The organism is uncultured Roseibium sp., from assembly GCF_947494555.1.
Lineage (GTDB): Bacteria > Pseudomonadota > Alphaproteobacteria > Rhizobiales > Stappiaceae > Roseibium.
On record NZ_CANLVF010000002.1, the window covers coordinates 1,141,149 to 1,161,442 of the forward strand.

Here is a 20,294-nt window from a genome sequence, read left to right on the forward strand (position 1 = left end):
AGGCAAATGCAAGATGATTAGCCTGTGACCGGCGGTCGCGGCGCTCACATTCGCGTTGGCAGCGCCTGTGAAAAAGCCACCTAACGGAACTGCTTGAAATACCTCAGGAAGTTCTATCTTCTGCCAAAGACGCTCGAAACCAGTTTGCGTTCAGGCGACGTCGCTTGATCCGGTTGAGTACCGGTTGCCTTTGCGAAAGCGGCCTGCCGGCTCCGCCGGAGCTGGGAGGCATAGTCGGCACCGAAGTAAATGTCGGACAGCATGATTGCGACGTCCACGGCAGCTGCCTGCGCTTCAACCTGCAGACCGCTCGTCTTGCCAAGATCGGTGATCAGAGACCGCGTGACGATCTCAAGCGTCTGCTCGACTGTCTGCCGGGTCTGCTTGCCGATCTCGTTTACCGCGAATGTCTCAGACGCGCTCCGCGCCATCGTCACGACACGAAGGGTTCTGACCGCCTCATCGATGGCAACCTGGTTCGTCTTGAGGTTTCCGTCCGCGTCAAACTTGGGCACCTGCAACGCACGTCGAATGGCACCGTGTGCATTCTTGAGCTCCCGCGTGACCTCGCCCGAGATGTTCTTCTTGGTCTCGGAAAGTCTTTGATGCCAGCGACCGGCGAGTGACAAGTCCATATCGCGTTCAACACCCCGGACGAGCGTGTGATATTCGGAAAGTGCCTGCGAGAATGCAACGGGATCCGGATTGTTGTTTCTGTGTTCCAGCGCAAGGATCTGAAGTCGTTCAGCTTCGCTCATCACCACATCGACCAGCGGCGCGAATTGCGACCCGGCGATGACTTTGGGGTCCTGGTCGCCGGCAAGACGTCCAGCGAACGTGCAAAGCGCCGACGGCGCATCAGCACGCTCGACCAGCGCTGCAGCGATCAACGGAAGGTGGTCCGGAAAACGGGTGGTGCATTTGTCGACCAACCGCAGAACATCGGTATCCTGTTTCAGCCGGTGTTCGTTGATGTTGTCGGGAATGCTCTGCAGGAACGGAACAAGCCAGCGCTCCGCCGCAAAGATTTTTTCGATGTCCCTGAGTTCGGCAATCCCGCGCTCACCACCGAGTTCGACCCCGATGATACGGCGTTCCTTTTCAGAGATTTCGCTTCGGCTCAACGCTTCTCCGATCGCTTCGGTCGCGCGGCTTCTGAGTGCCTGTATCAGGGCGTCGACACGTTCACCTTTCACGGTGGCGTCGCCTGCCTGATCGAGCACCGTCTTGACTTCGTTCGGAATGACGTCCCTGGCGAGCCAGTTCCAGACCCTGTCAAGCATATTGCGATTGATGCGGCCTTCCTGCCGATTGGGAAGGGTTTCCGCGATCAGAAAGTCGTTGAGCGGTGAAAAGAAAAGACGTTGTACCTGCGCCCGTCGGAACGTGCCGCCCGGCACATCCGTTGCCAGCGGTTGCGGCTTGCGCACCAGGGCAACGGCAGCTGTGAGAATCAGGTTGAGATGCGGATCTGCACTCTTTTGCCCCTGAGCCTTTTCCAAATTCTTGACCAAAGCCTCAACCGCGTTCGGACTGAGACTGCTCAGGTAGGTCTTTATTTTGCTCTCTAGCTCGTTCGAATATGTCATTCAGCGGGTCAGAATCGCGATGCAGAATCGACGGATGATACCCGCATAAGCATTAAGCAATTGTTGAGAATAAATGCAGTCCCTTCAAGGACTTTGGAAACGCTGAGCCTAGCCGATTACAAGCCAGTCGCCGCGGCCGGATTCGCATGCCGTTCCGCGCGCCTGAAGCGTTTGCCCACGCAAGACCATTTCGTGCGTAAACTCGCGGCACTTCGTTTCATTGACCGTATAAACCGGACCCGGCCGGACCTGTCCGCTGCGCCCGGTCCGGTCATTCTGCCAGCCGACAGACACTCCAACACCGCGTGCGCGCAAGGCGCGGCTTTGCGCGTCTTCGGCAGCGCGGCGATCCGTCGCATCGAGCGCATTTCCGAATTCATTGTTCACAAGAACGGAAATCGCGGTATTTGCCTCCGTGCCCGCAACATTTGCGCTCGGATCACCGAAAAAGGATCCAAGGCCAGTGGAGCTTGTGTTACCGGATGTCAGCGAACATCCCGCCAGAAAAGTGGCAAGGGCAACACATGTGGCATCCCGCAAGCGCATGCTTGGAAGCTCCCCGTAGGCATTAAAACCGGTTGAAACCCGAAGACGAAGCAGTGATATTTTCAATTTGTGGCCGAACTTGGCCGAGGGAGAGTCTTTTCCTTGCCCTCTGGTCTTCAGCCTAACACACCGCGCTGATTCGGGTCGCGCCTAATGTACCGATAATCCCCTATTCAGGTGTCAGAGCCGGAAGCACCAGCGTTGCTTTCAAACCACCAAGGGCAGAGCTGTCCAGTTGCAGCGTTCCGCCATATAGCGCTGCCAAATCGGCCACAATCGACAAACCAAGGCCGGTACCAGGTACCGTTTCATCGAGGCGCCGGCCGCGCTTGACCGCTTCGGCGCGCTGTTCCGGCGACAGGCCCGGGCCATCGTCTTCAACAGTAAGTGCAAACATTTCGCGATTGGTCGCCTGATCACTTTTTCGAACGACGCCGACGTCTACTCGCGATGCTGCCCATTTGCAGGCATTGTCGATCAGGTTGCCGCTCATCTCCTCCAGATCCTGGCTTTCGCCGCGAAAGCGAAGATCGCCCGCCTGATCAAACGCCACCTTGATGCCCTTGTCCTGATAGATTTTTCCCATGGCCCGAATCAGGCGGGCAAGGACCGGTTCGGTTTCGCAGGACACGCCGATCACCCTGCGTTGTGCAGCCATCCGCGCACGCTCAAGATGATGCTGGATCTGAGTAGACATGATTGCCGACTGTTCGGCCACCTTCTCCGCAAGCGGGCCTTCGGACGCGCGGGCCTCATTCGAAATGACCGACAGAGGCGTCTTCAGTCCGTGCGCAAGATTGCCGACATGTGTTCGGGCCCGCTCGACAATTTCCTTGTTGGAGACGATCAACGCATTCAGCTCAACTGCGAGCGGCGCAATCTCACCGGGCAGCGCTTCATCGATCCGCTCAGCCTCGCCAAGGCGGACCGCTGAAAGGGAGGCACGCAACCTTGTGAGTGGTTTGAGGCCAAACCTGACTTGAAGGAAAATCGCAAGTATCAACCCCAGACCGACGATGCAGAGCGTCAAAGTGACCATTCGAGAGAATTCGGCAATGTCCGCCCAAAAACCGGCCGTCGCGGCACCAACTGCAATCACATAAGCCTCGTCGCCAATGGAAATCCGCTGCTGCAGGACACGCACTTCGTCCCCCGTAGGCCCGGTGATGAAACTGGCACTGCTCTCCCGGTCAGCGATTGGAGGTGTGTTCAGCGGATCGCCGACCAGCGATTCCGAGGCATACAAAATACTCGGACTGCTTGCCCGGCGCACTGTCCAGTACCAGCCAGAAAGCGGAAGCGAAAAACGCGGGTCTCCCCTGTAGGCGGGCGCTTTAACTGCCTGGTTGGCGACATCGGAGTCGGCATTCGAGCCCGTTTCGATCATCTCGGAAATCAGCGCCTTGATGTGGATTTTCAGCTGTGCGTCGAATGCGCGTTCGCTTGCGCTCTGATAGAGGCTGACAAGGAACACGCCTGCCAAGGCCAGCGCTATCGTCGACCAGAGCGCCGCGACAAACACCAGCCGCGTCGCAAGCGATCTCTGGGGCTTGCCTGATGACTTTTCTCCGGCAGGTGCGTCCGGTTCAGTCGTCACTGGCCGCTCCGAGGCGGTAGCCGAGACCTCTGATCGTTTCGATCATGTCGGAGCCGATTTTCTTGCGCAATCTGCCAACGAAGACTTCAACCGTGTTGGAATCCCGGTCAAAATCCTGATCGTAGAGATGCTCGGTCAATTCGGTGCGCGAAATTACCTTGCCCTGATGATGCAACAGGTACGACAGAAGGCGGTATTCGTGCGATGTGAGTTTGATCGGACTGCCGTCAACCGTTACGCGTCCTGCCCTGAGATCAAGCCGGACAGAACCGGAGGTCAACTCGTTTGAGGCATGCCCTGCAGCGCGGCGAACGAGCGCACGCACGCGTGCGAGGACCTCCTCCATGTGAAAGGGTTTGGCGACGTAATCGTCGGCTCCGGCGTCGATGCCCGCGACCTTGTCGGACCAGCGGTCCCGCGCGGTCAGAATCAGGACAGGCATTGTCCGACCATCCCTGCGCCAGTTCTCCAGAACCGAAAGACCGTCGAGTGTGGGCAATCCAAGGTCGAGCACCACCGCGTCATACGGCTCCGTATCGCCCAGAAAGTGCCCCTCTTCGCCATCACTCGCGCTGTCCACGACATAACCGGCTTCTTCCAGAGCGGAGACGAGCTGGCGGTTCAGGTCTGAATCATCTTCTACGACGAGTATTCGCATGAGAACCAACTTCTTGATTGATCGGACATAACGCAGGTTTTAGGCAGAACGGCCAAAGATGGTGGTGTTGATAGCAGCTACCGGCTGGCATTGACTGTGACCTTCGTCACCTTGCCGCCCTTGAGCACCGAGAGGACATAAACATAACCGCCGCCTTGCTGGCAGAGTTGCGCCTTGACGATTTCCCCGCCGGCGCGGCCCGCAACCGAGCCGAGCGGTGCGGCCTTTCCGCTGGCCACAACCTGCCGCGCCTGGGACTGGGACAGGCATGCTGCTTCGGCGGGCAGAACCGCCACGAAGGTCAAGAGCAAAAAGGCGAGGATCTTTTTCACGTTGCCTGTTCCGATTGTTTTTCAACTTGCCAGAAGTGCTTTGATCTTGTGTTGCGAAATACCGGACAGTATTGCGCGTTTCAAACCCTGGCGACTGGTGCAAGGTGTAATCAATTTTTCCTGAACGCAAGCTGAACCGGGCATTTAGATTCAGTTTCACAAGCTTACTGACATCAAGGTGTCTTTGCCCCCATTGAGCAAACTGGTAAGCTCTCTCGATGTTCGGGCCGTTCTTTCAAGACCTCAAGGAAACCGCATCTCGTCTTGCACCTTGCATGAACAAACTGGTCTGTCGCACCTGCGGCCTGATGCTGATGCTTTCAGCTTTTTCCACGTTGCCTGCCACCGCATGTTCGCTGTCGCTCGTATTGGCCATGGACGGATCATCGAGCGTCGATCATCTCGAACACGATCTTCAACTCAACGGGCTGGCAAATGCGCTCAGCGATCCGGAGGTCGTTCAGGCGATCGAGGCAGTTGGCGGAATCTGGGTCATGAGTTTTGAATGGAGCGGACAAAGACAACATTTTCTGCAGTTCGGCTGGCAATTTCTTGAAGACACCGCAAGCGCCGAAAAGGCTGCGAGCACCTTGAGGGAAGCGCGCCGTGGTTTCATCGGCTTTCCAACGGCAATAGGCTACGCCCTCGGCTATGCCGCCGTTCAGATGAGCCGGGCGCCGGAACCCTGCGCCCGCAAGGTTATCGACGTGGCGGGAGATGGCATCAACAACGACGGATTTCCACCTTCAAGCGCTTACAAGGCCTTTGATTTTGAAGGTGTTACAGTCAACGGGCTGGTCATTGCCGGAGAAGACACGTCTCCAATCCAGTATTACCGGCAGCATGTCATCAGCGGTCCCGGTGCCTTTATCGAGATCGCTGAGGACTATAATGACTATGCACGTGCAATGAAACGCAAGCTCATCCGTGAAATCATGGGCAACGGCTACGCATCGACCCGTTAATACCAATCTCAAGAAATAAGGACCTATCTGATGGCGCTGTTCCGGTTTTCCGGCAAGGCGCTTTGTGCGGGACGGCCTGGTTGGCAGTTCAAACAACGCAACGCTGTCCGGAGAGCCGGAACAAGCCACTGAAGGCCACGTTTGAAGACTGTTCTGCCGCGTCGCAGGTTTTGGACGATAAACCACATCGCCCTGCAACCTGCTTCTTGCCGAACAGCCTTCAAACACGGTCAGATCGGTTCTTATTTCTTGAGCTTGGTATAAGGCGTCAGGCCGATCGGCGCCGCGCCTGCGCTTCCAGAGCCTCTGCAAACGCCTCCCTGGAGCGCCCCTCTTCCAGAGATTTCAGAAACAATTGCTTCTGCGTTTCTGGCGCCAGTCCACCGATCGGTGGATCCGTATCCAGATTTGTCGGGAACGAATACCCCTCGGCACATGCGGATACCGCAGCTTCAAAGCGGGCCCATGGCCAAGTGCCGGCACGACTCTTTTCCAGCAGCACCGGATAAAGCGCATTGCACATGGCTTGCCTGTCCAAGGTTTCCATTGCACGACAGAACGCGGACGACACCTGAAGCAGATTGGCAAGACGCTGGATGTTGTTGCTTTTGTTCTCGCCTGCCGCGTGAAACAACGCCGGATTGAAGAAAAGCGCATCGCCCTTGCGCAAAGGTAGCTGCACACAAGCAGTCTCAAAGAAGTCACTGAACTCTTCTTGCCTGTAGGCCATATAGCCAGGCCGGTACAATTGCGAAAACGGCAAGAGCTTCGTCGGTCCGCTTTCCACCGGCATATCAGTGTGGGCGATGGCACCCTGAAGTGTCATGACCGGAGACAGGTCGTGGACATGGGCCGGATAACCGGCGCACGTTTCGGCGGTTTGGAAGCCAAGATGATAGTCCCGGTGTGCCTGCTGCGCGGCACCGCCCGGCCTGACGAGATTGACCTGCGACGTCATCTGATAATTCGGCCCGAGCCAGGCTTCACAAACGGCATCGATCGCAACGTTGGAAAAGCAAGACGCAAAGACATCAGGTTCTCTGAGACAGAGCTTTTGCAGCGAATTCCAGACGCGATCGTTCGCGCCAGCGGCGGCGAAGTGATCCGCCCCGCCTCCCGTGGAAGCTTTTTCTTCCAAGATGATTTGCTGGAAGACAGCCGCTGCCTTGTCGAGAGGCGAGGTATCTGAATAGGCACCTGAAAGCACCAGGGCGCCTGATCCATCCTTGAGCACGCGGGCCCACTCGGTCATGAGCCTGCGTCGCCCCTCGTCAGCGGACAAGAGGTGTTCTATCGCGGCAATTTCGTAGATGGGAATATCGGCGTCAACACGATCCGCGTGAGGCACATCGCTTGGTGACAGACGCCGGCTGACAATTTCTTTGAAATCCCGCAGGCTGCAGCTTTGCGCTTCAAAGTAGCCGTCCGAATTCACATGCTGGTCCATTGATATTTCTCCTCCACACAGACCCTTAATACAGAGTACTGAAATGGCCCGGCGGCAGGACGCGAAAATCAATCAGGAATCCATCAAAATCGACCCTCCTTTCACATTGCGTATCCCGCAAAAAATGCCGGAGGATTATCTGCGCTTCGTTAAAGGTGCGGAGTCATTCTTGCAGCCATTTCCTGAGCCAGCATAGGCATGACCAGCGACCAGTGATCAGACCGAGGTGCGCGGATAACATCGATGCTCGGATACCAAATGCTCTTTCCGTCTTCCGCATGCCAATACCAGGGCACGATGTTTTCGACCAGGGCGAGCCCCGGCGTTCCGGCGGCCCCGGCGGCATGCAGGACAAGACCGTCGGGTCCGACGACCAGGTCGAGCACCTGCAACAATGCCGCGAGATCTTCCAGGTTCTGAAAGTGCTTTCCCGCATCTATGATGCCGGAATGCCCCTGGAGCTGTGACCTGCCTTGGTCCCAAATCGTGCTGACCAGTGTCCCGGACGACGATGGGAGCGCCTTCAACAGAGGATCCAATGCAAGACCGGTTGGTGTTTCGTTCCACGCAATCCCGATCCACGGCCGTGGAAACTCCTGAAGCGCATGCCGCCATTTGTGAAGGTCCTGTTCGCGAGCGGGCAAATAAGCGCCCGAGTGCAGACCACCGCGGATCTCAGCCGGCAAGCCCAGGAGACGTGATACGGGCACGGCATGCGAAAACGCCTGCTTCGCGCCGTGTTCTTCGCTCGTGTCGTTTGCCAGATAGTTCCGATACCCCAGGAGACCGGCCAACTGCGCCATACCGGACGGCCCAATGACCGGCGTTTCAAAGCCGCGTGCCGCCTTGCCGATAAACCGGGCCATGACCATGAATTCAAGGCTGTTGAGGCCCGGGTCGATTACCATCGCGGTTTTGTCAAGACGATCCTCAAAGGTCTCAAGGTCGGCGCTGTCTTCATTGGAAATTCCAAGGCAAGCGCAAACGGTCTCACTCAGGATCGGTGGCACCTTTTCAATTTCGCCTGCTGACAGATACGCGTCATGCAAGAGGTTGACGAGGCGCGCCCTGACCGCAGGTTCGAGCGGATCCCCGCCTTTGAGCAGCGGGTCCAGCAACTGCACCGTTTTTTCCGGTTGGCCGGCAAGCCGGTAGGCGGCCGCCAGTGTCAGCATCGCGTCCATGCGGTTCTCAGCTGCCTTTGCAACAGGCGCAAAATCCTTGAGAGCGGCGGCGGCCTCGCCGAGTTTCGCCCTGATGCTGATATGGCAAAGCCATGCGGGCATTGCGGCCGGGTAGAGTGCGATGGCCCGGTTTGCGATGCGCCTGGCCTCAGAAAGCAAGCCTGTAGACGCACTGTTGTCGGCCAGGTCAATCAAGTGCTCCAGATTGGACGGGTCCTGCAAATGCGCGGTTTCCAGAAAGAGTGTCGCTTTTCCGTGGTCGCCCAAAGCCCTCAAAATGCGGCCGACGAGTGCGTTGGAAGACGCATCCAGAGGTGACAGGTCATGCGCTTCCTGCGCGAGCAGCAAAGCAGGTCCAAACAGGCCGTGCTTGAAGTAAAGGCTGGCGATACCTTCCAGTATCCGAGGATCGTTTGTGCGCGCGCGCACCTTGTTGAGCAAATCCTCAACTTCGGACACCCTGCCCTCGTCGGCAAGAACCTCCGACTTGAGCAGAACTGCCTGAATGTGAAACGGATCCAGCGCCAGAGCGCGATCAACCAGACGTTCCGCCTCTTTCTCGTCCCCTGTTAGTAAGCCGACCTTTGCCGCAAGGGTCAGAAGGCCGACGTCCTGCCCACTCAACGAAGCCCCCTTCAAAAGGAGCGCTTGCGCCGCCTCCAGGTCACCGCCAGCCAGACGTGCTTCTATCAACCCGGCAAGAGCTTCCACGTTTCCTGGAGAGACGTCCAGCACGCTTTCGAACAGAAGCACCGCATTGTCGTGCCTGCCTGCCGCAGCGTGATCGCGTGCGGCTTTCAATCTGTCATCGACCAACAGCATGATACTTCAAGTCACCCCACGCTGACGCGTTTTGCATCGAGCCGCACATCTTCTTCTGCGGTGATCATCGAAATATCGCTGTTTTGGGTCGCGACACCGTCGATATTCTGTACCAGGATTCCCGCTTTCAGCGTTTCCGTTTCCTTGATCGCGCTGCTGCGGCTTTGAGCTGTCGTGGTCACGGTCCGCGCATTCAGTATCTTGTCAACACAGGTTTCAAAAGCGCGGCTGAAGTTGTTGACCAGCTGTTTGCCCGTTTGCGTGATGGTGTCTGCGATGACATGCATCCGACGCGTGCTGACATTGATGTCGGGGGCGGAAAGCGCGAGTTTGCCCTTCGCTTTGAGGGCGATGTCCTTGGCACCCGGAACGCTCACTTCGGCAACCACGGATGCCTTGCGAGCCAGGACCGAAAGAAGAAATGCCTGCTCAGGTCCGCGGTAGACGAGAACCGCGTCGCCGATAACGGGTGCAAGCAGGCAGCTCGTCGCCTGTATTGCGTGGATTTGCTCTCCGGTCGCAAGCGTCACCATCGCTTCCTGCGCTGTCGCGAGCGCCACGACTTCACCTGTTTCAAGTCCGGCAACATCGGGTTGCACCGCACCGTCGTGTTTTACTGGCTTTTCCGTTTGCGGATGTTTCTTGTTTGTCATGAGCGTTTCTTTTTCATTGTTCTTTTGCGTCGTTGACGGGCGTAAGCCGATTTGTCGGTTCAGGTGGCGGCGGTCTCGCTCCCGGTCCTCAGCTCAAACACATCAATTTGACCTGCGACGGTGAAATGGTCGTGCCAACCGAATTTGGTGACAGGCCATTTTGGGCCGTCGGGTCCGTGAGCGCGCGCGTCGCCGGCATGCACTGGAAAAACACCTTCACCGAACCGATAATGTTCCGGCTGTTCGAACAGACCATCCCGGATGCAACGCCAGGGCCCGGTCCACTGACGGTAACCGGCGCAACGTTCGTCATGTTGTGAACCGGCATGCACGTGACGAGCATTCGGAAACAGGTAGGGATTTCGGTCGCACGATAGCCCATGGAAACCATGGGAACCGGAACAGGACCCGCCGGTGTCGTCTGCAGGTAGACATCCGGAGCGGCAAAATCCATGCCGGGAAGCGGCCCCTGTGTGTTCGCAAATGGCATTAGACTGTTCCTCTGCTTGCGGTGGTTTCGCCATCGAGGGCAACTTTTTCTGTTCGGTAGAGTTCCGCGACCAGGCGGTCCGTATCGGTTTCTATCCGCCTGCCGGATGTACCGGCGAAAGCAGTTTGTTCTGTTTTGGCAGCATGAAATTTTGCGTTTGTCAGACTGCTGGACGCAAAAGACGCGGTCGAAACGTCTGCGTGTGAAAACTCGGCCTGGTTCAAATCGCTCCGCTCGAAAAGTGCAGCTCGGCAGTCGGTTTCCAGAAAAACAGCCGAGAACAGGGCGGAATTGTTCAAGGATGCACCTTTAAGGCTTGCACCGGCAAAATTCGCCATGCAAAGACGGCTGCCGGACAGATCAACGCCATCGAGACGGCTTTTCGTGAAACCGGTGGTGTTCGCCGTGACTTCCTTCAGACTTGCGCCTTCGAAATCGCACTCGGCAAACACCGAAGCGCTGAGGTCTGCGCCATTGAAATTTGTGCCTTTGAATGTCGCCTGATGGAACGTGCAATGCTGCCAGGACTGGCCGGATAAATCGTGGCCTGACAGATCCGCTTCCGCAAACACCGCGATGTCTACGAAAACACCAGACAGGTCGACCGGCCGCAAGTCAGCGTCGGTCAGCATGAAGTTCGACAAGACCGCATCTTTGAAACGTGTGCCGTCTATCGCTGATCCGAGAACGACTGCCCGGTAGAACGCGGTGTTTGAAAAATCGGCATATTCGAGTTTCGTCTGTGCAATCGACACTTCTTCGAACGTGCTGCCCTCAAAGACGGCATTGGCGGCATCACAGGCAACAAGCTGAAAGCGCCCGGCATGCGTTTCCCTCATCGTGGCGCCCTTCATTTCGCAGCTCACGAACTGCGCGTTCGTCAGATTGCAGCCCTCGAATTTCGCCTCCGTCAGGACGCAGGACACAATCTGAGTGTCACTGAGATTCGCGCCGGTAAAATCACAGTTGGCGAGATTGCACTCAATGAAGCGCAACCCCGAAAGATCCATGCCGTGAAAAGACAATCCCTGCGCATCCCGCAGCATCACGGGTTGTTCGTGCTGGTGAAACGCCTGCACGTCTTCGCGCGTAATCGGTTTCCTGTTGGGCGATTTAGGCATGTGCGGTCCCTCCCAGCATCGTCATGCCCAGATTGGCACCGGACAGATCACATCCCTCCAACTTGGCGTCCATCAGATCCGCCGCAAAGAGATTGGCTCCGCGCATCGAGCAGCCTCGCAAATCAGCAGCCGTCAGTGCAGCCATGAACAGATTGGCTCCGAAGAAATCACTACCGGCGAAGGTCGAGCGTCCGAAAAGCGTGTTGTGAAACGAGGCCAGGCGAAAGTCGTTGGCTTCCAGGTCACAAGCATTGAAGAAACAGGCGTTGCCGTTCGCTCTCAAGAAACAGCATGCCTGCATCTTGGCTGAATTGAACGAACTTTCGGCGGCTTCCAGCGCATCGAACCTGGACCCAGTCAAATCACAAGCACCCATGAACCCGACGGATTTCCACTTTCCGTTCCTGAAATTCGATTTCCGGGCAGGAACTTCCATGAAACCGATCCGTTCCAAATCGCAACCAGATAGATCCATGGCGTTCATCTGAAGTATGATGAACATCGACCGCAGTAGCCGGGACGCCGGCGCGGCAAATCTTTTGGCGCTGCCGGACAAGAACTGGCAATCAGTCAGCCGGCTTGCTCCAAGCGTGACATCATCCAGCTTTGCCTCGATGAAACGAACCTTCTCCAGGGTCACATCATCGCCGGCGCTCTGGGAAAAATCGGATTGAAAAATGACAAGATCATGCAGTTTGGCGCCATCGAGGCACGCACCTATTGCACTCACCTTGCTGAGATTGGCGTTGCTGAGGTCGGTCCGAGAAAGATCGGCTCCATCAAGGGTGGCACCTGTAAAGACCGCTCCTGACAAGTCGCATCCCGAAAAGCGTGCTCCGGTCAAATCAGCCTGTTCAAAGAACGTGCCGCGCAAATCCATGCCGCTGAAGTCGGCGTTGCGAAGATCCGCCCCTGCCAGGTCGGCTCCCTTGAATTCGTGCTTTTCGGCCATCTTTTCAGCAATCACGGCGCCTAAGCGACCAGCGACAGGCTCCGGCAAGGCATCCAGCGGGAAAAGCGGGGTCGGAGAATTCTGCCGCGCGACCGCCATGTTCTCGTCCAGCAGTTCGTCGGCCTCGTTCAACCGCTCCATTGTGGTTGCCATCAGCGAATGCGTCGAAGCATCTGCCGACTGGTTTTCAGCAGATGGAAAGCCGTCAGCTTCCAGGGACTTACCATGACGCATCAAAGCTTCGACCATCTCGCCCCGCTTACGATTTGCCTGACTGAGCCCCGAAGCGTCTTTTAATGCGCTGCCACCGTCTTGTTCCGGTGCAGCCAGCAATAGATTTGCGTCGGAGTGTGCCTCCGCCGATGGGTCGCCGGCTGGTGCCGTCAGCTCGGCCAGGAGGACGCTGAACTGATCCCCGTCGTCGGTCGGCGGCTCGTGATCACCAGTTTCCAGCGTGTCCAGCGCGGAGAAATCCGTTTCCTGCAAAGCGGTTCTGAAGTCTGCAAGAATATTGCCCTCAGGCTGCTTCAAGGCCCTCGCAACTGCCTTTTCAAATGTGCTTTCAAGCTCATCTGCGGTCGGTTCCCCGCTTGGACCGAACAGCATCTCGAGTGTCCGGGCAGCACTATCGCCGACGTCGCTCTCGTGTTTGCTCCCCGATACGGCACCTGTTTCGTTTCGGTCGTTCAAGGAAGACAGTCCGGCTGCAACTTGCTTCAAACTATCGACGATTTCAGGGTCCAGTTGCACGTCCGGATACTTTTCGACCAATGCCTCTTCGGCAATCGGCTTGAGCATGTTCGGCGTTACTCGCTCCGACGGGATTGCCTCAATCAGCATTCTGCGCTGCAATTCCGCCCGCACCATCTCGTGGTCACGCTTTTCCAACAGTGCATCTTCCACCTCTTTGACCTCGTCAAGGAGGGCAGCAATATCCACGTCGCCGTTTTCCATTTCCTCCCGTGTCGGCTGTGCGACAAGGGGAATGTCGTCCATGATCTGCGTATCGCGCGGCGGGAACAGGTCTCCCGGAAGCCCCTCGTCTTCCAGCATCTTCGCCGTAGCCCAGTTCTGGTTGGCCACAAATTTCTCACGATCGGCGGCAGCTTTCTCGAGCTTGCGCCTGCGCCTTTCGCTGAGTATCCGCGGATCGGCTTGCGGCATCAGCTGATAATCCGCGAGCGCATATTTGTGTGCCTCGGTCTTTGATCTACGTTTCCGGAAGACATCAACGTAATAGGCCGGATCCCGGCGTGCGGCGTCGGTTTCCTCGAGCGCCAGCATGATCGCGGATATATCCTGGGCAAACCTGTCCTGCGCCCGGATGAGACCCCGGAATGTCAGCGTCGCTTTTCGAACATTCGGGAAAAGAGTTACGGTGTCACACCGCATCACTGTCTCTGCGAGATCTTCGCTCCGTTCCAACTGAAAAAAGCAACGCGCGGTAAGTCGTGGAAGTTGTCCTCCAACGCTCGGTTCACCCCTTGACATACCGGAGATCGCAAAGGTCTCGCCACCTTCGAAAAAGCTGTCGAAACGCTGGTCCACCGGCGCGTCGCAGTTGTAGAGAGGATTGAAATCATCCGGCTTTAAAGGCGAGACATTGTCGACCCAGTGCTGATCATATGTTCCAAGCAGTTGCAGACGCGCGGCATCGTCCGGAGCGATCGGACCCAAAAAGGCCGGACGCGGCTGGTCTTCATGAGATTTGATCAGGCGGTTTGCATCTTCCACATTCGGGAGCGGCGCCTGCAACCCCGCTTCAAGCATCTGCCGGGCTGCAAAACCCTTGCCTCGCTGATTAGGCAGGTATCCGGGACCACCGAATGCCTGCTGATCGCCAATAGGCATCTCCAGAAACGGAACGGGGCGGCTTATACGTACCCCTTCATCGGTACGCTGCCAGAAACGGTCACCAAAAACGGCCAGCTGTTTTTCAAAGGCACCGAATTGCGCCGTAACTCTGACGGCATCTACCGGCTCATCCGCCGGCGAAAGCGCGCGGCCCGCGATGATAAGCTCACCATTCGGCTTCGGTTGCCCTCTGTCAAATATGGCCTGGTTCGGCATCTGGTCCGCCACCATCGGCCAAAGCGCCTGTTCCGTCAGGAGCCGGCCAGGTTCGTCGAAATCGAAAAGGACATATGCGGAGACTGTAGTCAGAGCGCCGTCTCGCGTTGGCTCGGTCTGGTGTGCGACCGCAACTCTGGACGGCTTAATGATAGCGGGCAAAAATCTTTTTCCTCATCAGGATCGTACTCTTTGGCGCAACACGGTTGGCATCAATTCTTACCGACAGGATAACCGGCGAGACAGGGCAAGCGTGCTACACGATACATTCGATACCGACGAGCCTTGCGCCGACGCGGTTGTTTTGCATATCGATTTCGCCGCTCTTGATGGCCAGTTCCTTGCGTTTCGCTTCCAGGCGGGTCGCCTCGGCCTTCATTCCCTGTAGTCCGACCATGATCTCATCCCACTCGGCCTTGCAGTCGGTGGAACCGAATTTTGCGGTCACCTTTTTCATCACGATGCCGCGCAGGTCGATCTGCGTCCCTTTCCAGTTCAGCGAGACCCATTCGGACATGAAGTTGAATTTGTCGAACTGCATGCGAACGCCGTAAACAGATTCCATGATGCCACCGTAATAGGTGGTCATATTCATGCCGAAAATGCTCTGGAAGTCCCATCCGTACTTCTCGCTGAAGTAGGAGCCCTTGTATTTGATGGTGTGGGACTTGTCGTAGGTATGGTCAGACGTCCCCTTGACCTTGACTTCCTGATCGTTGCACTCGAGCTTCATCTTGCTCGCGCTCTTCAGCGTCATGTTTCCTTTTTCGGTGCTCATGTCGATGTTGTCTTCGACCACCGAGGACATGTTGCCGTCAATATCAAGGACGTGGTCGCCGTTTGTTTTCTGGTGGTAGTCGGCCGATTCAATGTACATGCGCTCGGCGGACTTGAGCAGAATGCGGCCGTCGCACGACATCATGATGCCCTGCGACCCGCCGGCAGCGTTTGTGTAGACCGACGTGTCATCTTCCTCGTCGGAAATGTGCTTGGCGGGATACAGTTCATCGTGATGCTGGTTCTCGAACGAGCGCCGCTCAACCTCCGAATACTCGCCTAAACGCAGAAATGTTCCAATGTTGTCCGTCGAATCGCTGTTGCTGTTCGAAGGAACAAGATAAAACATCGTCCGTCTTGCATTTCGTGAATTGTGACCGGCGCGAGGGGGCATGGTTGTTTCTCCAAACGTCTTGTTTTGGTTATCGTGGGAGACACGACGGGCGGCAGGTTCTGTTACTCGTCTACTAAGCACTTTTGACACGTTGTGACGTGATATAGGTCACAAAATCGTAGTATGCACTTATTGAAGACGTGCAAGAAACTCAAGAACACGCAAAGAAACAAATGTGAAGAACAAACGAAAGTTTATACGTGGGTCTTGTTGGACTCAGCTGCATAACCAATCGTTTGCAACATGACCCGTTGTCTTTGGCAGCGACGCGCGCTTCTTTGAAGAAACTTGCAAGACGTTCTGATCAAAACCACACTTCTCCGCATGACCCATCGCTTCCCCGTCAAGGAAATCGCGCTTCAGTCGGGCCTGAGCACCGCGACCATCGACCGCGTCCTGAACAATCGAGCAAACGTCAGTCCTCAGACGCGCCGGCGCGTGGCCGATGCCATTGAAGAACTCGCACGTCAGGAGGCTCAACTCGCCGCCCGGGGCCGTCGATTTTTCATAGATATTGTGGTGGAAGCCCCGACCCGCTTTACCCGGGAAATCCGAAAGGCGACGGAGGCGGTGTTACCTGATTTCAGGCCGGCGGCACTCAGGCCGCGTTTTGTATTTTCCGAAACGATGACAACGGCTGAAACCGTCTCCTGCCTGGAGCGTATTCGCAGCCGCGGCAGTCAGGGCGTTTGCCTCAAAGCCAGGGATAGTGAAGAAATTCGCAAGAACATTGACCTGCTCAGCCAAAAGGGTATTCCGGTTCTCACGCTCTTCACCGATATACCCGGCTCGGAGAGACTGGCCTATGCCGGGCTTGACAATTCCCGAGCGGGACAGACAGCGGCTTATCTCATGCACCTGCTCTTGCATGACACCCGGGGAAGCGTCCTGACAACACTCAGTCAGCACGCTTTCCAGGGCGAAGAGGAGCGCTTCACGGCATTTCGCTCAGAACTTCGCAAGCACCGACCGGACATTGAGCTCATTGATGCCAGCGGTGGCGGCGGTCTCAGTCCGGCGACAGCCCAGGAAGTGGGCCAAAGGATATATGGAAAGCGGGAGATCGCCGGTGTCTATTCCATGGGCGGCGGAAACATTGCGGTTCTTGCAGCACTCGAAGCTGCCGGCAAATCACCATCCGTGTTCATTGCCCATGATCTTGACGAGGACAATCTGGAGCTTCTGCGTTCTGAAAAGCTATCGCTTGTACTTCACCATGACCTGCGCGACGACATGCGGGTGGCCATGCGGCATCTTCTTGCCTTTCATGGCGTCGGTGCTCCGCCAGATCAACCGGAAAGCGACATTCAGGTCGTCACGCCCAAGAATATTCCGAAGCGTTTCTGACCCTATTGCACGCCATGCTATGCGTCCGGACGTCCGTATCCCTGCTGCTCCATGGCCCGGTAGAAATCCTTCAGTGTCTTTCCAGTTTCAGGCCGGAAGTCGTCGCCTGTTTCAGCAACGTCGGACATGCGGTCCAGGCGAAACATTCGAAAATCGTGGCGCAGTTCGCACCAGGCGACCAAAGTCCAGACCTTGCCCCAGAACCAGAGCCCGAGCGGCCGGATCACCCGGCTGGAGGCATCGCCTTTGCCGTCCAAGTAAGAGATCGACAATCGCTTGCGTGCGTCGGCCGACGCTTCGAGAAAATCGATAAGCGTGCGCACTTGCGGTGTCATCTCGGCTGCAAAGGCGTGGATTTCTATCTCGTTTTGACGAACACGCGCTTTTTCCGGAATGACGGCATCAATCTTGATCATGGCCTCTTCGGCCGCGCGCGCCATGGCCGCACCGCCCCAGGCGCGTATCAGGCGGGCTCCAGCAAGAAGGGCAACGATTTCGTCTCGTGTGAACATGAGAGGCGGCAGATCATAGCCGTCGCGCATGAGGTAGCCGACACCCGCTGCACCCTCGATGGGGACGCCGGATGCCTGAAGGTCTGCGACATCGCGATAGATGGTCCGCTCCGACACTTCGAGCCATTCGGACAACTGACGTGCCCGGACCAGCCGCCCGCCGCGCAGATATTGCACTATCTGGAACAGGCGGTCGGCTCGTCTCATGCGGCAGGCTCCTTACGAGGCAAACATTCCAATCGAATTGCCGTCCGGATCGGTTCCGTAGGCGAATCGGCCGGCAGGGATTGCGATCGGGTCGGATACTACCTCGCCGCCCGCTTTTGCAAAGCGCTCCATCGTGGCTTCAAGACTGTCAGGACAGGCAATATGGATGGTCGGTCCTGTTCCCTTGGCGGCCGGCTTACCAGGATACAGGTGCCCGGCTACACCCATCTGGTCCTTGGTAGGAAACATTGCAACATGGTTGGGGCCCATATCCGTCACGCGATTGAGTTCTGTCTGAAAGACTTCGTTGTAAAAGCTGATCGCCTTGTCCAGGTCGGAAACGGGGATCTCCATCCAGACGGTGAAATTATCGGGGGCAAATGACATGCTCGGTCTCCTTGCGTGGTGTGATGAAAGCACCTTAGCAAGGTCCTCCTGACAGCCTTCTGTCAGGAGAAAATATGTTTCAATAAGGTCACAACACCTGCTTTTCTGCCGTTTTTCCGAAGGATCGGAAAACGCGCAAAACACGCTTGTGACAGTTAATTGTCTTTGTGACAGGACGTGCAGCACCTCTGCAACAAAACTTTAACGCGACGGACAACCTATCGTCATTAAAGCCCACCAGAGTGAGGCGCGGCTGACCCAACAGCCCTATCCCCTGGAGGCTCTCATGAAAAGATTGACCTTGGCTCTGCTGCTGGCAGGCACAAGCGCAATTGCGCCCGGCGCATTCGCGAAAGATACAAGTTATGTTGGTTCTGTTGACGTTGTTCGCGGCGACCAGGCTGTGGACAAGGCGACCGGCAAAGTATTTGTCGATGCGAACCGCAATTCAAAGCTGGATGAAGGCGAAGCAGGTGTTGCTGGCGTTCTTGTGTCCAACGGACGCGAAGTCGTCGCCACCGGCGATGATGGCAGCTACGAATTGCCAGCCTACGACGACATGAACCTCTTTGTCACCAAGCCGGCGGGATACACGACCCCCGTCAGCGAAGACATGGTTCCGCAGTTCAACTATGTTCATAAGGTTGCCGGTTCTCCGGACTTGCGCTTCGGCGGCATCCAGCCGACTGGTCCTTTGCCGCAGGCAGTGAATTTTCCACTGATCGAGGACAAGGTGGGCGACACTTTCCAGTGCCTGGTTTTCGGTGACACGCAGCCCTACTCAAACCAGGAAATCAGCTATGTTCGCCAGACCGTCGGCAACATGCTGGCCAATCGCGACAATTCCCAAACGCAGTGCCTCCTGTTTGAAGGCGACGTGATGGGTGATGACCTCTCACTTTATCCCCGTTTCAAAAAGATCATCGCTGCAGGTGGTGTTCCGCAATATTACGTTGCCGGCAATCACGATCTTGATTTCGATGCCAAGAACGATGCTGACAGCTTCGATACCTTTCGCCGCGAATTCGGCCCGGAATACTATTCCTTCGACATCGGTCAGGTGCATTTCGTCGTGCTCGATGACGTTCGCTATCCGTGCAACGGTGTCGATGCCCACTCGTTCTGCGATCTGTCGGCCAAGCCGTCCTATAACGGCGTCATCTCCGAGCGCCAACTGGAATGGCTGAAAAACGATCTGGCGAACGTACCGCAGGACAAGCTGATCGTCGTGAATGCCCACATTCCCTTCGTGACCTATACGGATGCCGAGGCGCAAAAGCACCAGGTGGACAATCTCGACAAACTCTATGAACTCATCGGTGACCGCCCTGCCCTTGGCCTGTCAGGTCACACCCACACGACCGAACAGATCCTGCCTGGCGAATACTTCGAAGGATGGGAAGCGGCGACGAACACCGGCCCCGCAAAATTCCACCAGATCGTCACCGGGGCCGTATCCGGTTCCTGGTGGGCGGGTGATCTGAACAACAGTGGCGTTCCGCACGGAACGCAGCGCCTCGGCTCACCGCGCGGCTACTACGTCCTGGACTTCTCCGGGCCGGACTATGTCGACACCTACATGACATTCGAGGGCACTGAGACCGATCAGCTGCACGTTTCCTTCAACACCCCCCGCTTCCGCGAATGGGCGGAAAAACTGGTCAGCTATACCGATCTCTATGATGTACCGAGCGACATCATCCCGCCGGTAACCGTGAACGACCTCGGTGACATGGACTTGCTGACCCGCAAAGACCTCAACGAGACAACCTATGTTGCCATCAACGTGTGGAACGGATCGAAAGAGAGCGAAGTGTCCTTCACCATCAACGGCGGCCCGGCGACCGAGGCTGTGCGTACCCAGAAAGGTGAAGGCGAAGCAGTTCTGGACGGCCCGACCTATGCCGACCCGCTAGCGCTAGCCAAGCAATCCACCAACGGCCGCATCGCTGTTAAAAGCGCAGAAGGTGGTGAGGAAACTGCAGGGTTCTACACCTGGCAGGGAACGCATTGGACGGGTGCAGCCGGGCCATTCCAGAACTGGATGCTGTCGACCAAATCCAGCCATCTGTGGCGGGCTGAATTGCCGGCAGACCTGCCCGTCGGTCTTCATACGCTCGAGGTGACCACGACGGACCGCTACGGACGCACATTCACACAGGCCAAGACCTTTGAGGTCGTCGAAGACCTGCCGCAAATGACGTGGCAGGAAGAGTTCTGGCAATAACGGCTCGGCGTCGGAGC

At 56.8% G+C, this 20,294-nt stretch carries 17 protein-coding genes; 3 read left to right on the forward strand and 14 right to left on the reverse strand.

Going from position 1 to position 20,294, the window contains the following annotated elements; genetic code table 11:
* Window positions 1–113: 113 nt before the first annotated feature.
* The 5 genes from Q0915_RS13735 to Q0915_RS13755 all read right to left on the reverse strand — a co-directional run bounded on the left by Q0915_RS13735 (window position 114) and on the right by Q0915_RS13755 (window position 4,722).
* Window positions 114–1,589: a hypothetical protein gene (locus tag Q0915_RS13735; protein ID WP_299472091.1), complete on the reverse strand. Its 1,476-nt coding sequence runs from the start codon at window positions 1,587–1,589 to the stop codon at window positions 114–116.
* Between the two features lie 108 nt (window positions 1,590–1,697).
* Complete coding sequence (locus Q0915_RS13740) at window positions 1,698–2,135, reverse strand: RT0821/Lpp0805 family surface protein (RefSeq protein WP_299472092.1); 438 nt, start codon at window positions 2,133–2,135, stop codon at window positions 1,698–1,700.
* Between the two features lie 169 nt (window positions 2,136–2,304).
* The gene (locus tag Q0915_RS13745; protein WP_299472093.1) at window positions 2,305–3,732 is read right to left on the reverse strand and encodes an ATP-binding protein; all 1,428 of its coding nucleotides are present in this window, start codon (window positions 3,730–3,732) and stop codon (window positions 2,305–2,307) included.
* Window positions 3,722–4,390, reverse strand: a complete 669-nt coding sequence (locus Q0915_RS13750) for a response regulator transcription factor (RefSeq protein ID WP_299472094.1) — start codon at window positions 4,388–4,390, stop codon at window positions 3,722–3,724. Before Q0915_RS13750 ends, Q0915_RS13745 begins: the two co-directional genes overlap by 11 nt.
* A 77-nt stretch (window positions 4,391–4,467) precedes the next feature.
* Window positions 4,468–4,722: a hypothetical protein gene (locus Q0915_RS13755; protein WP_299472095.1), complete on the reverse strand. Its 255-nt coding sequence runs from the start codon at window positions 4,720–4,722 to the stop codon at window positions 4,468–4,470.
* Window positions 4,723–4,997: 275 nt separating this feature from the next.
* Here Q0915_RS13755 and Q0915_RS13760 point away from each other — a divergent pair, with 275 nt between their 5' ends.
* Window positions 4,998–5,687, forward strand: a complete 690-nt coding sequence (locus Q0915_RS13760; protein WP_299472096.1) for a DUF1194 domain-containing protein — start codon at window positions 4,998–5,000, stop codon at window positions 5,685–5,687.
* Window positions 5,688–5,955: 268 nt separating this feature from the next.
* Here Q0915_RS13760 and Q0915_RS13765 read toward each other — a convergent pair whose 3' ends face one another.
* The 7 genes from Q0915_RS13765 to Q0915_RS13795 form a co-directional block, all read right to left on the reverse strand.
* A complete protein-coding gene (locus Q0915_RS13765; protein ID WP_299472097.1) occupies window positions 5,956–7,134 on the reverse strand; it encodes a phytanoyl-CoA dioxygenase family protein in 1,179 nt (392 codons plus the stop codon).
* Window positions 7,135–7,283: 149 nt separating this feature from the next.
* Window positions 7,284–9,140, reverse strand: a complete 1,857-nt coding sequence (locus tag Q0915_RS13770; protein ID WP_299472098.1) for a tetratricopeptide repeat protein — start codon at window positions 9,138–9,140, stop codon at window positions 7,284–7,286.
* Window positions 9,141–9,151: 11 nt separating this feature from the next.
* Entirely contained in the window at window positions 9,152–9,793 is a 642-nt protein-coding gene (locus Q0915_RS13775) for a DUF3540 domain-containing protein (RefSeq protein ID WP_299472099.1), read from the reverse strand.
* Window positions 9,794–9,881: 88 nt separating this feature from the next.
* The gene (locus tag Q0915_RS13780) at window positions 9,882–10,283 is read right to left on the reverse strand and encodes a PAAR-like domain-containing protein (RefSeq protein WP_299472100.1); all 402 of its coding nucleotides are present in this window, start codon (window positions 10,281–10,283) and stop codon (window positions 9,882–9,884) included.
* Window positions 10,283–11,404, reverse strand: coding sequence for a pentapeptide repeat-containing protein (locus tag Q0915_RS13785; protein WP_299472101.1), 1,122 nt, complete (start codon window positions 11,402–11,404; stop codon window positions 10,283–10,285). Before Q0915_RS13785 ends, Q0915_RS13780 begins: the two co-directional genes overlap by 1 nt.
* On the reverse strand, window positions 11,397–14,588 hold the full coding sequence (locus tag Q0915_RS13790) for a DUF2169 domain-containing protein (protein ID WP_299472102.1): 3,192 nt from the start codon (window positions 14,586–14,588) through the stop codon (window positions 11,397–11,399). Before Q0915_RS13790 ends, Q0915_RS13785 begins: the two co-directional genes overlap by 8 nt.
* 94 nt (window positions 14,589–14,682) lie before the next feature.
* Window positions 14,683–15,597 carry a hypothetical protein gene (locus Q0915_RS13795; protein WP_299472103.1) on the reverse strand — a complete coding sequence of 305 codons (915 nt, stop codon included), beginning with the start codon at window positions 15,595–15,597 and terminating at the stop codon, window positions 14,683–14,685.
* A gap of 324 nt (window positions 15,598–15,921) precedes the next feature.
* On the opposite strand from Q0915_RS13795, the gene Q0915_RS13800 reads away from it, so the two are divergent.
* On the forward strand, window positions 15,922–16,944 hold the full coding sequence (locus Q0915_RS13800) for a LacI family DNA-binding transcriptional regulator (protein ID WP_299472104.1): 1,023 nt from the start codon (window positions 15,922–15,924) through the stop codon (window positions 16,942–16,944).
* 17 nt (window positions 16,945–16,961) lie between these two features.
* Here Q0915_RS13800 and Q0915_RS13805 read toward each other — a convergent pair whose 3' ends face one another.
* Both Q0915_RS13805 and Q0915_RS13810 read right to left on the reverse strand, forming a co-directional pair.
* Window positions 16,962–17,663 carry a YafY family protein gene (locus Q0915_RS13805; RefSeq protein ID WP_299472105.1) on the reverse strand — a complete coding sequence of 234 codons (702 nt, stop codon included), beginning with the start codon at window positions 17,661–17,663 and terminating at the stop codon, window positions 16,962–16,964.
* Window positions 17,664–17,675: 12 nt separating this feature from the next.
* Window positions 17,676–18,050 carry a VOC family protein gene (locus Q0915_RS13810; protein ID WP_299472106.1) on the reverse strand — a complete coding sequence of 125 codons (375 nt, stop codon included), beginning with the start codon at window positions 18,048–18,050 and terminating at the stop codon, window positions 17,676–17,678.
* A gap of 286 nt (window positions 18,051–18,336) precedes the next feature.
* On the opposite strand from Q0915_RS13810, the gene Q0915_RS13815 reads away from it, so the two are divergent.
* On the forward strand, window positions 18,337–20,277 hold the full coding sequence (locus tag Q0915_RS13815) for a calcineurin-like phosphoesterase family protein (RefSeq protein ID WP_299472107.1): 1,941 nt from the start codon (window positions 18,337–18,339) through the stop codon (window positions 20,275–20,277).
* The last annotated feature ends 17 nt before the right edge of the window (window positions 20,278–20,294 follow it).

Coding starts and splice junctions, on each gene's coding strand:
- Q0915_RS13735 (WP_299472091.1), bottom strand. CDS start 1,589: ATGACATATTCGAACGAGCTAGAGAGCAAAATAAAGACCTACCTGAGC.
- Q0915_RS13800 (WP_299472104.1), top strand. CDS start 15,922: ATGACCCATCGCTTCCCCGTCAAGGAAATCGCGCTTCAGTCGGGCCTG.
- Q0915_RS13810 (WP_299472106.1), bottom strand. CDS start 18,050: ATGTCATTTGCCCCCGATAATTTCACCGTCTGGATGGAGATCCCCGTT.
- Q0915_RS13750 (WP_299472094.1), bottom strand. CDS start 4,390: ATGCGAATACTCGTCGTAGAAGATGATTCAGACCTGAACCGCCAGCTC.
- Q0915_RS13780 (WP_299472100.1), bottom strand. CDS start 10,283: ATGCCATTTGCGAACACACAGGGGCCGCTTCCCGGCATGGATTTTGCC.
- Q0915_RS13760 (WP_299472096.1), top strand. CDS start 4,998: ATGAACAAACTGGTCTGTCGCACCTGCGGCCTGATGCTGATGCTTTCA.
- Q0915_RS13805 (WP_299472105.1), bottom strand. CDS start 17,663: ATGAGACGAGCCGACCGCCTGTTCCAGATAGTGCAATATCTGCGCGGC.
- Q0915_RS13795 (WP_299472103.1), bottom strand. CDS start 15,597: ATGCCCCCTCGCGCCGGTCACAATTCACGAAATGCAAGACGGACGATG.
- Q0915_RS13815 (WP_299472107.1), top strand. CDS start 18,337: ATGAAAAGATTGACCTTGGCTCTGCTGCTGGCAGGCACAAGCGCAATT.
- Q0915_RS13765 (WP_299472097.1), bottom strand. CDS start 7,134: ATGGACCAGCATGTGAATTCGGACGGCTACTTTGAAGCGCAAAGCTGC.
- Q0915_RS13740 (WP_299472092.1), bottom strand. CDS start 2,135: ATGCGCTTGCGGGATGCCACATGTGTTGCCCTTGCCACTTTTCTGGCG.
- Q0915_RS13785 (WP_299472101.1), bottom strand. CDS start 11,404: ATGCCTAAATCGCCCAACAGGAAACCGATTACGCGCGAAGACGTGCAG.
- Q0915_RS13770 (WP_299472098.1), bottom strand. CDS start 9,140: ATGCTGTTGGTCGATGACAGATTGAAAGCCGCACGCGATCACGCTGCG.
- Q0915_RS13775 (WP_299472099.1), bottom strand. CDS start 9,793: ATGACAAACAAGAAACATCCGCAAACGGAAAAGCCAGTAAAACACGAC.